General features: G+C 76.2%; 14 protein-coding genes. 5 read left to right on the top strand and 9 right to left on the bottom strand.

The genetic code is table 11. From position 1 onward, the window contains the following. Positions 1–4: 4 nt before the first annotated feature. The 3 genes from ligD to ACI8AK_RS07390 all read right to left on the bottom strand — a co-directional run bounded on the left by ligD (position 5) and on the right by ACI8AK_RS07390 (position 2,730). Positions 5–988: a non-homologous end-joining DNA ligase gene (gene ligD / locus ACI8AK_RS07400; RefSeq protein WP_456955671.1), complete on the bottom strand. Its 984-nt coding sequence runs from the start codon at positions 986–988 to the stop codon at positions 5–7. A gap of 9 nt (positions 989–997) precedes the next feature. Then, a complete protein-coding gene (ku, locus tag ACI8AK_RS07395) occupies positions 998–1,984 on the bottom strand; it encodes a non-homologous end joining protein Ku (RefSeq protein WP_387989794.1) in 987 nt (328 codons plus the stop codon). A gap of 131 nt (positions 1,985–2,115) precedes the next feature. Further along, positions 2,116–2,730, bottom strand: a complete 615-nt coding sequence (locus ACI8AK_RS07390) for a DUF1360 domain-containing protein (RefSeq protein WP_387989791.1) — start codon at positions 2,728–2,730, stop codon at positions 2,116–2,118. Between the two features lie 155 nt (positions 2,731–2,885). Here ACI8AK_RS07390 and ACI8AK_RS07385 point away from each other — a divergent pair, with 155 nt between their 5' ends. After that, positions 2,886–3,401: a hypothetical protein gene (locus ACI8AK_RS07385; protein WP_387989788.1), complete on the top strand. Its 516-nt coding sequence runs from the start codon at positions 2,886–2,888 to the stop codon at positions 3,399–3,401. Between the two features lie 261 nt (positions 3,402–3,662). After that, a complete protein-coding gene (locus tag ACI8AK_RS07380) occupies positions 3,663–4,061 on the top strand; it encodes an STAS domain-containing protein (RefSeq protein ID WP_387989785.1) in 399 nt (132 codons plus the stop codon). A 64-nt stretch (positions 4,062–4,125) separates the two neighbouring features. Here the strand turns inward: ACI8AK_RS07380 and ACI8AK_RS07375 are convergent, their stop codons facing one another. Together ACI8AK_RS07375 and ACI8AK_RS07370 are read right to left on the bottom strand one after the other, a co-directional pair. After that, positions 4,126–5,136 carry a DNA topoisomerase IB gene (locus ACI8AK_RS07375; RefSeq protein ID WP_387989782.1) on the bottom strand — a complete coding sequence of 337 codons (1,011 nt, stop codon included), beginning with the start codon at positions 5,134–5,136 and terminating at the stop codon, positions 4,126–4,128. A 55-nt stretch (positions 5,137–5,191) separates the two neighbouring features. Further along, positions 5,192–7,051 (bottom strand): SpoIIE family protein phosphatase, encoded by a 1,860-nt coding sequence (locus ACI8AK_RS07370; RefSeq protein ID WP_456902984.1) that lies wholly within the window; start codon positions 7,049–7,051, stop codon positions 5,192–5,194. A 250-nt stretch (positions 7,052–7,301) separates the two neighbouring features. On the opposite strand from ACI8AK_RS07370, the gene ACI8AK_RS07365 reads away from it, so the two are divergent. Then, entirely contained in the window at positions 7,302–7,799 is a 498-nt protein-coding gene (locus tag ACI8AK_RS07365; protein ID WP_456902983.1) for an ATP-binding protein, read from the top strand. A gap of 62 nt (positions 7,800–7,861) precedes the next feature. Further along, positions 7,862–8,869 carry an RNA polymerase sigma factor SigF gene (locus tag ACI8AK_RS07360; protein WP_456955669.1) on the top strand — a complete coding sequence of 336 codons (1,008 nt, stop codon included), beginning with the start codon at positions 7,862–7,864 and terminating at the stop codon, positions 8,867–8,869. A gap of 39 nt (positions 8,870–8,908) precedes the next feature. On the opposite strand, the gene ACI8AK_RS07355 is transcribed toward ACI8AK_RS07360, so the two are convergent. Both ACI8AK_RS07355 and ACI8AK_RS07350 read right to left on the bottom strand, forming a co-directional pair. Next, a complete protein-coding gene (locus tag ACI8AK_RS07355) occupies positions 8,909–10,123 on the bottom strand; it encodes an SPFH domain-containing protein (protein ID WP_387989770.1) in 1,215 nt (404 codons plus the stop codon). A 78-nt stretch (positions 10,124–10,201) separates the two neighbouring features. After that, positions 10,202–10,642 (bottom strand): NfeD family protein, encoded by a 441-nt coding sequence (locus ACI8AK_RS07350; RefSeq protein WP_387989767.1) that lies wholly within the window; start codon positions 10,640–10,642, stop codon positions 10,202–10,204. 67 nt (positions 10,643–10,709) lie between these two features. Here ACI8AK_RS07350 and ACI8AK_RS07345 point away from each other — a divergent pair, with 67 nt between their 5' ends. Continuing rightward, positions 10,710–11,450, top strand: a complete 741-nt coding sequence (locus ACI8AK_RS07345; RefSeq protein WP_387989764.1) for a hypothetical protein — start codon at positions 10,710–10,712, stop codon at positions 11,448–11,450. A gap of 52 nt (positions 11,451–11,502) precedes the next feature. Here the strand turns inward: ACI8AK_RS07345 and ACI8AK_RS07340 are convergent, their stop codons facing one another. Together ACI8AK_RS07340 and ACI8AK_RS07335 are read right to left on the bottom strand one after the other, a co-directional pair. After that, entirely contained in the window at positions 11,503–12,339 is an 837-nt protein-coding gene (locus tag ACI8AK_RS07340) for a class I SAM-dependent methyltransferase (protein WP_387989761.1), read from the bottom strand. Between the two features lie 120 nt (positions 12,340–12,459). Further along, positions 12,460–13,602, bottom strand: a complete 1,143-nt coding sequence (locus ACI8AK_RS07335; protein ID WP_456955667.1) for a ferrochelatase — start codon at positions 13,600–13,602, stop codon at positions 12,460–12,462. Between the last annotated feature and the right edge of the window lie 60 nt (positions 13,603–13,662).

Raw genomic sequence — 13,662 nt, 5'->3', positions numbered from 1 at the left:
CCCCTCAGGGGGACCACTCCACGACGACGTCGTCGACGTCGAGGTCCTCGCGCAGCCCCCGCCACGCAGGGTGGCGCATCCGGCCGTCCGCGGTCCACGCGGCGAAGGCCACCTCGCCGACCAGCTCCGGCTCCGCCCACCGCGCGTCGCGGGCCACGTCGCGCGGGACCGCGCCGGCGAAGGGCGGGGTCCGGCGCGGGGTGAGCAGCCCGCCGAGCTCACGCAGCACCGCGTCGGTGAACCCGGTGCCGACGTGCCCGGCGTAGACCAGCCGGCCGTCGTCGTCGTGGACACCGACCAGCAGCGACCCCACTCCCCCGGCCCGCCGCCCCCTGCCCGGCCGCCACCCGCCGACGACGACGCTCTGCGTGCGGACGTGCTTGACCTTGCGCCACTCCGGCGAGCGCGCGCCCGGCCGGTACGGCGAGTCCAGCCGCTTGGCGACCACGCCCTCCAGCCCGTTGTCCCGGCTGGCCGCGTGCACGTCGGCGCCGCCGCCGCGGAACCACGGGGTCGCCGCCCAGCGGTGCCCCTGCGGGGCGAGCGCGTCCAGGCGCTCCCGCCGCCGCGCGTAGGGCAGCCCGAGCAGGCTGCGTCCGCGCTCGGCCAGCAGGTCGAAGACCAGGTAGGTGACCGGTGCCGCGGCCGCGAGCCGGGCGACCTCCGGGCCGCCGGTGCGGTGCATGCGGTTCTGCAGCAGCCCGAAGTCCGGGCGCCCCAGCCGGTCGAGGGCCACCACCTCGCCGTCCAGGACGGCGTCGACACCGGCGAGGGTGTTCGGCAGTCGGCCGAGTTCGGGATAACGGTCGGCCAGCTGGGTGCCGCTGCGCGCCCACAGGTCCACCCGGCCGTCGCGGACCGCCGCGAGCGCCCGGACGCCGTCCCACTTGAACTCGTAGCCCCACGCGGCGTCGTCGGCCGGCAGCTCGCCGGCGACGGCGAGCATCGGCGCCGGCACCGGCGGCTCGGGCAGGGCGGGACGGACCATCCGCGCGGCTCAGGCGCTGCGGCGGGACGTGCGCTTGGCCGGCTCCTTCTTGGCGGCCGTGACCTTGCGCGCGCGGGTCGTGCGGGCCGGCGCCTCCTCGGCCGCCTCCTCCGCCGGTGCCTTCCTCGCCGACACCTTCTTCGCCGCCACCTTCTTCGCCGCGGCCTTCCTGGCGGGCTCGCGGGCCGGTGCCGCCTCCGCGGGCGCCGCGTCGTCGGCGGCGCCGCCGCGGGCGCGTTCGACGCTGCGCCGCAGCGCGCTCATCAGGTCGACGACGGCCGCGCCGGGGTCGGCGGTCTCGGGCACCGGCTGCACGTCGCCGCCGGTCTGCTTGGCCTCGAGCAGGGCGGTCATCGCCTCGCGGTAGTCGTCGGTGAACTCGGCGGGGTCGAAGTCGCCGGTCATCGAGGTGATCAGCGCCTCGGCCATCTGCAGCTCCTGCGGCCGCACCGGGACGTCCTCGTCGAGGAAGCCGAAGTCGGGACGGCGGATCTCGTCGGGCCAGCGCATGGTGTGCAGCACCAGGACGCCGTCGCGGACCCGCATGGCGGCCAGCGACTCCCGCTGCCGCAGCGCGATCTTGGTGATCGCGACCCGGCCGGTGTTCTCCAGCGCGTCGCGCAGCAGCACGTAGGGGCGGGTGGCCGGGCCGTCGGGCTCGAGGTAGTAGGTCTTCTCGAACTGGATCGGGTCGATCTCCGCCTGCTCGACGAACTGCAGGACCTCGATCTCCCGCCGGGTGGCCAGCGGCAGCTCGGCGAGGTCGTCGTCGGTCAGGACCACCAGCTGGCCGTCGGGCAGCTCGTAGCCCTTGGCGATGTCGCCGTACTCGACCTCCTCGCCGTCGATCGAGCAGATCCGCTTGTACTTGACCCGCCCGCCGTCGACGGCGTGCACCTGGTGGAAGCGGACGTCCCTGTCCTCGGTCGCGGTGTAGAGCTTCACCCCGATGCTGACCAGGCCGAACGAGACCGCGCCGCGCCAGATCGAGCGCATGTCACTCCCCTTCCCCGGGCTCCGCGACCGCGGGGCGGCGCGGCCCGCAGGATAGGTGCGGGCCGGCGCCCCCAGCAGCGCGATCGCTGGTGATCTCCTCCGCCCGGGGGAAGCGGGCGTCCTCCTCGGCTCTACTCGGCGTGCCGGCCCGTGGGGTCGGCGTCGGTGTCAGCATCCACGCCCGCCGCCTCCCGTGGCGACGGCTCGAGCGCGCCGTTCTGGATGGCGTCGTAGACGAACTGCAGGACGTCGCTGCCCGCCACCAGCGTCATGGTGAACGCGGCCAGCCGGGTCGCCCGCGGCGCTGCCGCGTAGCCGAACACCAGCCCCGTGGCCACCCACTGGGCCAGGCAGAACGGGCAGGTCAGCAGCTCGCCGACGGCGTGCTTGACCCCACCGTGCTCACGGACCTCCTCCGCCACCTCCGCGTGCCCGGACGGTCCCTGGAACGCCGTGAAGGGTGCGCGCAGCGGGGCGGTGACGGGGTCCTTGGCGATCCGGCGGGCCAGCCGGAAGGTCGCCACCGCGAGGAGCACGGCGTCCCCCGGCGGGATCCGGTCGGGCAGTTCCCTCCCGGACGCCCGCACCGCCGCCGCGCCGGCCGAGACCAGCCCCAGGTACACCCCCATCGCCCCGAGGTCGCCGGCGAGCGGGCGGGGCTCGCCCTGCGTGTACTCGCGCCCCTGGGTCCGCGCCCAGCGGCGGATCGGCGCTCCGATCCGCTGCACCTCGTCTGCGATCGCCATGCCGCCCCGCTACCCGTGCGGCCGGTGCGCCATGCCGCGGTGCGCCTCCCGTCACGGTCCGCGCCCGCCCGCATGGCTTCCGGGGAGGCGGGTAGGCGGCAGGGCAGTCCGCCGCCGGGAGCACCGTCCGGCGGCCCGAGAGAGAGGAACCCTCCATGACCGAGCCGGACGACCGCGGGGCGGTCCACTCCGCGCAGAACGACGCCGAGTTCCCCGACGACGAGCGGGGTCTGACCGGTGTGCGCGAGGGCGGCGCGCCGGGCTCCCAGGGGCAGACCGCCCGCGACGTCTTCCCCGAGGACAACGGCGTGCCGGACGTCTCGCAGGACGACTTCCCCACCGTGCAGCTCTCCGAGGACCCGCAGTTCGCCCCCGAGCCGGGCGACCGGGAGGACGAGCCGGTCGGTTTCGGGACGACGGCGCGCGAGCAGCAGGAGGGCGAGTCGCTGACCGCCCGCCTGGAGGAGGAGATCCCCGACGACGACCCCGGCGTGCGCCCCGCCGAGGACCCGGGCCGTGGCATCGGCCAGCTCGAGCAGGACTACGACACCACCCCGGACAGCGACTCCGGGACCAACCGCACCGCCGACGACGTCGAGGCCGCGCTCGATCCGGTGGTCGGCGGCGAGGGGCCCGAGGAGGCGGCGGTCCACGTCGTCGAGAACACCTGACGCCACTCTCCAGCACCGTTGCGTCACCGGCCCGGGTGAGCGCCACCACGCGCTCGCCCGGGCTGGTTGGCGGACGGCCACCGGGTTGTCTACGTTGTAAATGCGGTTGAGCAGGCAGCCGCGCGCGCCGGCGGCGGACCGCCTCCGGCGTGTCCACTGCAACGCCGGCCTGCCCGGGGGTGACGACACCCCTGAGGCGCCCGGCGGTAGATTGACCGGTGGCCGCACCGCTCGGCGTGGCCACTGAGAGGAGCTGCGTCCGTGACCGCATCCGACCTGCCCGCCGGGGGGCAGCACGACGTGTCGACCGAGGGCACGGAGGCACCCTTCGACGACGTGATCACGCTCTCGACCTCCACCAGCGAGGACGGCGCGGTCACGGTGACGGTCGTCGGCGAGGTCGACACCTTCACCGCCCCGGTGCTGCGCTCCTCGCTGGACACCCAGCTCGAGCAGCAGCCCCGCGAACTGGTCATCGACCTGTCGGGGGTCCAGTTCCTGGGCTCCGCCGGCCTGGCCGTGCTCGTCGAGACCCAGAAGTCGGCGAAGTCCCGGGACGTCGAGCTGCGCCTGGTCGCCACCACCCGGGCGGTCACCCGCCCGCTGGAGGTCACCGGCCTGATCGACCTGTTCACCATCGTGGACAGCAGCGCCCGCTGACCCCTCCGCACGACCTGCGACGAGGCCCCGCTCCGGCGGGGCCTCGTCGGCTTTCCCGGGCCGACTACGCCGACAGCAGGCGGCACACCGCCTGCTCGAGCACCTTCTGCGCCTCGCGGTCGTCGTCGGCGCCGGCCAGGTCGGCCAGCGCGTCGGCCACCGTCTCCCCGTTCTCGTACCGGTCCACCACCCGCGGGTCCACGTAGCTGGCCTTGCACACCGCCGGGGTGTTGCCGAGGTGCTCGGAGACCCGCACGTAGGCCTCGCGGATCGTCCGGTTCCGCGCCGTCCTGTTCTTCGGCGGCGGCTGCTCGGCCAGCGCGGCGGCCATCATCACCGTGGCGTTCCACGTCCGGAAGTCCTTGGCGGTGATCTCCGCGCCGCTGACCTCCTTGAGGTAGGCGTTGATGTCGGCGCTGGTCACGTCGTGCCAGGTGCCGTCGTCGAGCCGGTAGGCCAGCAGCTCCTCGCCGGCGTCGTCGGGCCGCTCGAGCAGCGACCGGACGACGGTCGCCGTCGGCCGGTCGGTGATCTCCACCTCCCGCTCGATGCCTCCCTTCGCGGTGTACCGGAAGAACGTCCGCTCCCCGCGCACGGTCACGTGCTCGCGGCGCAGCGTGGCCAGGCCGTAGGTGCCGTTCTCCTCGGCGTACTCCTCGCTGCCGATGCGGAAGGTCCCGAGGTCCAGCAGCCGCAGCGCGCAGGCGAGCACCCGCTCCCGGTTGGGCCCGCGGGTGCGCAGCGCGTCGGCCACCCGGTCACGGACCTCGGGCAGCTCCGAGGCGATGGCCAGCACCCGCTCGTGCTTCTCCGCGTCCCGCCGCGCCCGCCAGGCGTCGTGGTAGCGGTACTGGCGGCGGCCGGCCGCGTCGAGCCCGGTGGCCTGGATGTGCCCGTTGGGCCACGGGCAGATCCACACGTCCTTCCAGGCCGGCGGGATCGCGATCGACCGGATCCGGTCCAGCCGCTCCGCGTCCTTGATCAGCTGCCCGTTCTCGTCGCGGTAGGAGAAGCCGCGACCGGCCCGGCGGCGGGTCCAGCCGCGCCCGTGCACGTCGCTGCGCCGGAGTCTCACGCGCAGTGGATGCGCACCAGGCCGGTCCCGTAAACGGACCGTGCCCCGGCCGGGGTCAGCGCAGCTCGACCAGCCGCTGCAGTCCGCTCACCTCGAGGATGTGCCGGGTGACGCCGCCGTCGGGCGCGTGCACCACCAGCCGCCACCCCTCGGCCTCGGCGATCGCCGCGACGGCGAGCACCACCCGCACCGCCGCGCTGCTGAACAGCGTGACCGCGGTGAGGTCCAGCTCCACCCGGACGGTGCCGCCGTGGCTGGCCTCGAGCAGCCGGATGCGCAGCTGCTCGGAGCTGACCAGGTCGACGTCGCCGGCGGCGCGCACGACCGGGTCGGCGCCCTCCCGGTCGACGACGACGGTCGCGCCGCTGCCGCCCACCGGGTGCTCGGGCTCCTGGTCGGGCGTCTGTCGCAGCCGCGTGCGCAGCGTGACCGTCGTGCCGTGCTCGCCGCGCACGACCATCCCGTCGACCAGCTGGCGCATGATCAGCAGCCCGCGGCCGCGGTCGCCGGGGTCGCGGTCCGGCGGGCGCCAGGTGCCCTCGTCGTGCACGGTCACGGTGAGCACGCCGTCGACGTCGACCGCGGCGGTGACCTGCATCGGCCCGGGCTCGGCGTCGCGGTAGGCGTGCTCGGCCGCGTTGGCGCAGGCCTCCCCCACCGCGACCACGACACCCACCCGGTCCTGCTCACCCATGCCGAGCGCGGTCAGCCACGCGCTCAGCCGCCGCCGCACGGCGGGCAGCGCCGCGGGCACCGCCAGCAGGTCCAGCCGCAGCGCCTCGACCGACCGCGCGCGGCGGTGCGCCACGAGCACGGCCACGTCGTCGGGGCGGCCGCCTCCGGTGAGCATCCCGGCGGCGATGGTGGCGGCCAGCCCGGCCGCCGCCTCGCCGCCGAGGGTCTCGGGATCGGCCAGCGCCGCCCGGGCGACCGCGGTGAGCCGGTCCAGCCCCGCGGCGGGCGGCAGGCCGGCGGCGGCGACCGCGCCGTCGGAGTAGAGGACCAGGGTGGCGCCCCGCTCGAGCCGGGCCGCGGCGACCGGCGTCGCCGCGCCGCGCACCGTGCCCAGCGGCGGCCGCGCCTCGACCGGCAGCCGGGTCGCACGCCCGTCGGCCTCCACCAGCAGCGGCGGCGGGTGCCCGGCGGCGGCGTAGGCCAGCGCGCCGGTGGCCGCGTCGAGGACGGCGTAGAACACCGAGGCGCCCTGGACGTCGTCCATCTGGGCGGCGAAGTCGTCGAGGGCGGCGAGCACCGCGGCCGGGGCGGGGTCGCGCAGCGCGCTGGAGCGCATCGCCCCGCGCAGCCGGCTCATCGCGGACGCGGCCGGCACCCCCGAGCCGACGGCGTCGCCGATGACCAGCGCCAGCCGGCCGTGGCCCAGCGACACGGCGTCGTACCAGTCACCGCCGGCGACGCGCCCGGAGCTGGCCGGGTGGTAGCTGCCCGACAGCCGCACGTCGGGCAGCAGCGGCAGGGACGGCGGCAGCAGCGAGTGCTGCACCTCCTCCACGACGTCCCCGGACGCCCCGCCCCGGGGGCCGCCGGGCTCCTCGTCCTCGGCGGTGCTCTCGAGGACCAGGACCGCGGCCGGGTCGGCGCCGGCGGCCAGCGGGCGCACGGCCACGGTGACCTCCGGTCCGTCACCGGCCAGGACACCGGAGAGGGTGACCGGCCGGCCGGTGCGCAGGACGTCGGCGACGACGTCCGCCACCGGGCGGTCCCCCACCACGGGCAGGTCGTGCGGGGTGGGCCCGAGCGTGCGGGCGCGGGCGTTGGCCCAGAGGGTCCGCGGGCCGGGGCCGGCGACGAACCACAGCGCCGAGGGCGCGTCCTCCAGCGCGGCCACCAGCGCGGCCGGGCCCACGTCCTCGGCGGGACGGGGCCCCGGCGGGAGACTGCCCTGGCTGGTGCTCATCCGGGGACCAACAGACCACAGGGCCGGTGCACCGGCAACCGCGCGCGACGCCGTGGGCACACGGTGTTTGCCGACGCGCCGGGGACGGGTACACGGTCCTGCTGGGACACGGCCCGGTCGCCTCCCGCCCCCGCCCCGCGCGCACCGCGGACCCGCGGCGAGGGAGGATGGGACCGGGCGCCGCGGCCCCCGGACACCTGCGGAGCAGACCGGCCGCGGCCGGACGTACTGGATGAGGAGCGGACGACGGATGGTGGACTCGAGGGGTGCCCTCGCCCAGGACAGGCGGCGCGCGGAACGGCTGGAGCTGCGCGTGCCGACCACGCCGAGCCAGCTGCCCGCGGTGCGGGCGATGGCCGGTGACCTGGCCATCCGCATGGACTACGACCTGGACTCGGTCGAGGACCTGCGGCTGGCGGTGGACGAGGCGTGCGCGACGCTCGCGGCGATCGCGCTCGGCGACGCGCCCCTGACGGTCGTCTTCGAGACCACCCGGGCCGGGCTGCACATCGACGCGTGGGTGCCTACCGCCGAGGGGACCGACGTCCCCCGCGACGGCTTCGGCTGGGCGGTGCTGCAGACGCTGGCCGACAACGTCGAGGGCCGGCCCGCCTCCCAGCGGGAGGTGCCGGCCGGCGACGGCGGTGAGGGTCCGGTGGCGGTCATCTCCATGGACAAGTACCTCCCCGGGCAGCGGCCGGCGCAGCTGGTCGGCTCCGCGGGCAGCGACGACTCGGTGGCCCCGTGACGCCGGCGACCGCCGGTCCCCGGGCCCCCGTCGAGGAGGACGCCCTGCACGACGATCCGTCGGTGACCGCCCCGGACCCGGCCGACGGGGCCGAGGACGCCGAGGCCGAGGACACCGGCACCGACACCGACACCGACACCGACACCGACACCGACACCGACACCGACACCGACACCGACACCGACACGGAGAACGACGGCGAGGACGCCGACGGCGAGGAGACCGACGGCGAGGACACCGAGGACGACGCCGGGCCCGTCACCGGCCGGACCGCCGGCGCCCGCGAGGGCGACAGCGCGCCCGTCTCGGACAACCGGCGCCGCGCCGAGCGCACCGCGCCGCTGTTCGCCGAGCTGGCCACCCTGGAGAAGGACGACCCGCGGCGGGAACGGCTGCGCGAGGTCCTGGTCGAGGAGCACCTGCCCCTCGTCCGGCACTTCGCCCGCCGGTTCAGCAACCGCGGCGAGCCGTTCGACGACCTGCTGCAGGTCGGCACGCTGGGCCTGATCGCGGCGATCGACCGGTTCGACCCGACCCGCGGGGTGGAGTTCCTCTCCTTCGCCGTCCCCACCATCACCGGGGAGATCAAGCGGCACTTCCGCGACCAGGGCTGGTCGGTGCGGGTGCCGCGGCGGCTGCAGGAGCTCCACCTGTCGCTGAACTCCGCCGTCGGCGAGCTGGCGCAGAAGAACGGCCGCGCGCCGACGCCGTCGGAGCTGGCCGAGCACCTGGGCATCCCGCGCGAGGAGGTCCTCGAGGGCCTGGCGGTGGCCAACGCCTACCGCAGCAGCTCGCTCGACGAGCGGCTCTCCGGCGAGGACGACTCCCCCACGCTCGCGGCCACCCTCGGCGAGGAGGACGCGGCGCTGGAGGGCGTGGAGTACCGCGAGTCGCTGCAGCCGCTGCTGGCCACCATCCCGGCCCGCGAGCGCCGCATCCTCATCCTGCGGTTCTTCGGGAACATGACCCAGTCGCAGATCGCCGCCGACATCGGCATCTCCCAGATGCACGTGTCCCGGCTGCTGAGCCAGACCCTGGCCAAGCTCCGCGAGGGCCTGCTCAAGGACTAGGGACGGCCTCCCCGCAGGGAGGCCGTCCCCGTCGCCGGGTCAGCCCTGCGGCCGCCCGCCGTCGGGGGTGCCGCCGTGGGCGACGTCCTCCTCGGCCGCCCGCGCGAGCGACGTCGTGGGCGGCAGCTCCGGGGCCGGCAGGGCCGGTCCGGCGTCGGCGATGCTGTGGAGCTCGATCCTCGCCTCGGGCTGCTCGGCGGCCGGCGGCAGCTTCGACTCGAACCAGCCGGTGGTGTCGATGCCGCCCCCGTCGCCGGTGCCGCCGCCGGCGGGAGCTCCGTCGGCGGGCGGCGGGACGTCCAGGAACGACCGGCCGTCGCCGTCGGCGCCGCCGAGCTTCGCCAGGCCCTCCAGCGCGCGGCTGAACTCGCTGGGGACGATCCACATCTTGTTCGCGTCGCCCTGCGCGATCCGCGGCAGCGTCTGCAGGTACTGGTAGGCCAGCACCCCCTGGTCGGGCCGGCCCTCGTGGATCGCCCGGAACACCGTCTCGATCGACTTGGCCTGCCCCTGCGCCTGCAGGTACAGCGCCGCCCGGTCGCCCTCGGCCCGCAGGATGCGGCTCTGCCGCTCCGCCTCCGCCTCGAGGATCGCGGCCTGCTTCTTCCCCTCGGCCGACAGGATCGCGGCGGCCTTCTGCCCCTCGGCGGTGGTGATCGCCGACTGCCGGGCGCCCTCGGCCTGCAGGATGATCGCCCGCTTGTCGCGGTCGGCGCGCAGCTGCTTCTCCATGGAGTCGCGGATCGACGGCGGCGGGTCGATCGCCTTGATCTCCACCCGCGCCACCCGCAGCCCCCACGGGCCGGTGGTGCCGTCGAGCACCTCGCGCAGCTGGCTGTTGATGCCGTCGCGGCCGGTCAGGGACTGCTCGAGGTTCAGCCCGCCGACGACGTTGCGCAGCGTCGTCGTGGTGAGCTGCTCCATGCCGGTGATGTAGTTGGCGATGCCGTACACCGCCAGCCGCGGGTCGGTGACCTGGAAGTAGACGACGGTGTCGATGCCGACCTGCAGGTTGTCGGCGGTGATCACCGGCTGCGGCGGGAACGAGACGACCTGCTCGCGCAGGTCGACCGTCGCGCGCACCCGGTCGACGAAGGGCACGAGCAGCGACAGGCCCGGGGAGAGCGTGCGGCTGTAACGACCGAGCCGCTCGACCACCTTGGCCTGGGCCTGCGGGACGATCGTCACGCTCCTCGCGACGACGAACACCACCAGCAGGGCGACGACGAGCAGTGCGATCAGGGCAGGGGTCACGGCGGCGCTCCTCGGGTCGGGTCCCGCTGTGATCATCCTCCCGGGTGGCACCCGGGGTCACTGCCCCGGCGCGCGGGCTCAGAGCTCGAGCGCCTCGCCGACCACGGCGGTCGCGCCGTCGACCTGGAGGATCCGCACGGTGGCGCCGACGGGGAAGCTCTCCTCGCCGTAGTCGGTGCGGGCGGTCCACTCGTCGGCGCCCACCCGGATGCGGCCACTGGAACGACCGACCTCCCGGGTCACCGTGGCGGTGCGGCCGACGAGGGCCTGCACGCCGTCGACGTGCCTCGGCGTCCGGTTCTCCAGGTGCGCCTTCGCCGCGGGCCGCACGCTCGCCAGCAGGAACACCGAGACGGCGATGAACGCCACGATCTGGAAGGCGAGCGACCCGCCCGCCAGCGCCACCACGGCCCCGCCCAGCGCGCCGCCGGCGAACATCAGCAGGACCAGGTCGAGGCTGGCCACCTCGCCCGCGACGAACAGGCCCGAGGCGACCAGCCAGAGCACCCACGCAGCCACGTCCCCAGTCTCCCAGACCACCCGGCGTCCCCGGGCCCCCGGGACGCGGCCGACGTAGCCTCGCTGGGTGCTCCACGACCTCCCCGCCGGGCGGTTCGCCGTCTGGGCGACCGCGTGGCTGTCCGGCCGCGCCTCCTACGACGACGCGCTGGACGCGCTGACCGACGACCGCGCGCACCGCGTCACCGGCCTGCCCGGCACCGCCGGCGCCGTCCCCCTCGGCTGGGCGCTGACCGCGCTGCGCGGCCTGGGCGAGCGGCGGCTGCGGCTGGTGCTGCCGGTGCCCGGCGACGTCCGCGGCGTGCCGTCCGCACCGGGCCTGGCCGCGCTGGCACTGGAGGCGGGGCAGGTGGCGGTCGGCGACGCCGTCGCGCTGGTGCCGGAGGACCTCGGCCCGGAGGTCACCGCGTGGACGGCGGTCGACCTGACCGGCGTCCCGCCCGCGCCGCCGCCGGTCGAGGGCTCGCTGCGCGCGGTCTCGGGGGCGCTGGACCTCGCCGTGGGCGACGCCGCCCGCACCCTCGCCGCACTCGACCTCGCCCGCTGGAACCCCGAGGTGCCGGCGCTCCTGGCCGGCCTGGGCAGCGCCCGCGCCCCGGAGCTGCCGCCGGACACCGACCCGCTGGCCTCCTCGGTGCTCGCCCGGGCGCAGCGGCTGGCGCGGGTGCTGGACCTCGCGCTCACCGACGCCCCCGGCGGCGCGGTCACCCACGGCCAGGCCGCCGCCCGCGACGAGGCGCTGCGCCCGCTGGCCACCGCCGTCCGCGAGGCGACCGTCGCCGCGTACAACGCGGTCCCGCGCCCGTAGCCGTGCTCCCGGCGGGCCGCCGCCACGGCCGGGGGGCGGGCCCCGTCCGGCGCTAGGGCCGGCGGGCCGTCACCAACCAGGCGGCAGAGCCGAGCTCGACGCCGCCGGGACCGGCGTGGGCCTCGAGCCGGCGCCGCAGGTCGGCCACCGCGCGGTCCCGGGTGGCCGGGTCGAGCCCGTCGAGCATCCAGCCGGCGAGGCCGAGCACGAAGGTCAGCGCCTCGTCGGCGTCGGCACCCCACCACTCCGGCTCGGCCAGACCCTCGACCTCCACCTGACGGTGACCCGCGGCGGTGAGCACCTCGTGGATCCGCGCGGGGTCGGCGAGGGAGAACGGGCCCGGCGCACCCGGGGGCGGTGCCGGCAGCGGGCGGCCGGCGGCCAGGGCCCCGGTGATCTCGGTGATCCACTCGTTGGCCTCGGCCGCCTGCCACACGAGCAGGACCAGCCGGCCGCCGGGGACGAGCGCCCGGCCGACGTTGGCCAGCGCGGCCACCGGGTCGGCGAAGAACATCGCGCCGGTGCGGCTGATCGCCACGTCGAAGGCGGCCGGCGGGAAGGCGGCCACCTGGGCGTCGGCCTGCTCGAACCGGGCGCCGGTCAGCCCCTCGTCGGCGGCGCGGCGCCGGGCGACCTCGAGCATCGCCGAGGACAGGTCGACGCCGAGCGCGGACCCGGTGCGGCGTGCGGCCTCCCGCGTCGTCCGGCCGGTGCCGCAGCCGACGTCGAGGACCCGGTCCCCCGGCCGCAGGTCGGCCGCGGCGAGGAACGCGGCGTCGTAGCGGGCGACCGACCGGTCGAAGCGGTCGGCCTGCGCGGCCCAGTACGCGCCCTGCGCGCCGTCCCACGCGTGCAGCTGCGCGGCGTTGGCGGGAGCGACCTCGACCACGGCACACCGTCCTCGTCCGGCCCCCGGTGGACCGACGGTCTACTCGCGGACGGGCGCCCCGTCAACGGCCGGGCGGTGCACCGGTCGCGGGGGCCGGAGGCTCCCCGACCGGGGCTCGACTCACGCCGGGGACGGCTCCTGGTCGCGGGGTCGCCCGGCAGGGCGACGGACGAAGCAGCACGCCGCGGGGCAGTTCGTGCCCAGCCGCGGCTCGCCGCCCGCGCGCCGCTCCTGCAGCAGCTCGCGGACCATCGCGACGAACGCCGGGTGGGTGCCCGCCGTCGCAGCCCGGACGAACGCCAGCCCGAGCTCCCCGGCGGTCTCCTCGGCCTCGTTGTCGAGGTCCCAGATCACCTCGAGGTGGTCGCTGACGAACCCGATCGGGAACAGCACGACCGCCGTCTCGCCGTTCTCGTGCAGCGCGCGCAGGTGGTCGTTGACGTCGGGCTCCAGCCACGGCACCGACGGCGGGCCGCTGCGGGACTGCCAGACCAGGTCGAGGTCGCGGCCCGGCTCGACGGCGTCGACGACGGCGCGCGCGGCGGCCAGCAGCTCGGCCTCGTAGGCGTGCCCGTCGGGGCCGGCGAGGTCGGCCATCGCGTCGGGGATGGAGTGCGCCGTCGCCACCAGGCGGGCGGTGGCGCGGTGCTCCTCGGGCAGCTGCGCGAGCGCGGCGGCGAGGGCGTCGGCGTTGGCGCGCACGAAGCCGGGGGTGTCGAAGTAGTGCGGCAGCTTCTCCGCCGTCGGGCCGCCGCCGGTGGCGATCCGGGCCCGGGCGACGTCCTCGTGGTACTGCCGGCACCCGGAGTAGGAGGCGTAGGCCGACGTCGCCAGCACGTAGACGTGCTCGATCCCGTCGTCGGTCATCTGCTGCCAGACGTCCTCGACGTAGGGGTCCCAGTTGCGGTTGCCCCAGTACACGGGCATGTCGACGTCGTTGGCGGCGAGGTCCTCGCGGATCGCGGCGACCAGCGCCTCGTTCTGCTCGTTGATCGGGCTCACGCCGCCGAAGTGGTGGTAGTGCTCGGCGACGTCGAGCAGCCGCTCGCGCGGGACGCCGCGGCCGCGGGTGACGTTCTCCAGGAACGGCATGACGTCGTCGTGGCCGCGGGGGCCGCCGAAGGACAGGACCAGCAGCGCCTCGCGGCGGCCGGCCGGGGCGGGCGCCGCCGCGGGCGGCGTCCCCCCGTTGTTGCGGACGGCCAGCGAGGGGTCCTCGTCGGGACGCTGGCCGGGGTTGATGTCGACGGTGGCGCGGGGCACGGACGTCCTTCGGTGCTACGGGGCGGATCGGATGCGGTCAGACGCCCACTGCGTGGCTCT

Source organism: Geodermatophilus sp. SYSU D00867 (assembly GCF_054050315.1).
The sequence above is the reverse complement of the archived record's forward strand: the minus strand, read 5'-3'. Positions and strand labels throughout refer to the sequence as shown.

Coding starts and splice junctions, on each gene's coding strand:
- ligD (WP_456955671.1), bottom strand. CDS start 988: ATGGTCCGTCCCGCCCTGCCCGAGCCGCCGGTGCCGGCGCCGATGCTC.
- ku (WP_387989794.1), bottom strand. CDS start 1,984: ATGCGCTCGATCTGGCGCGGCGCGGTCTCGTTCGGCCTGGTCAGCATC.
- ACI8AK_RS07390 (WP_387989791.1), bottom strand. CDS start 2,730: ATGGCGATCGCAGACGAGGTGCAGCGGATCGGAGCGCCGATCCGCCGC.
- ACI8AK_RS07385 (WP_387989788.1), top strand. CDS start 2,886: ATGACCGAGCCGGACGACCGCGGGGCGGTCCACTCCGCGCAGAACGAC.
- ACI8AK_RS07370 (WP_456902984.1), bottom strand. CDS start 7,051: ATGAGCACCAGCCAGGGCAGTCTCCCGCCGGGGCCCCGTCCCGCCGAG.
- ACI8AK_RS07365 (WP_456902983.1), top strand. CDS start 7,302: ATGGTGGACTCGAGGGGTGCCCTCGCCCAGGACAGGCGGCGCGCGGAA.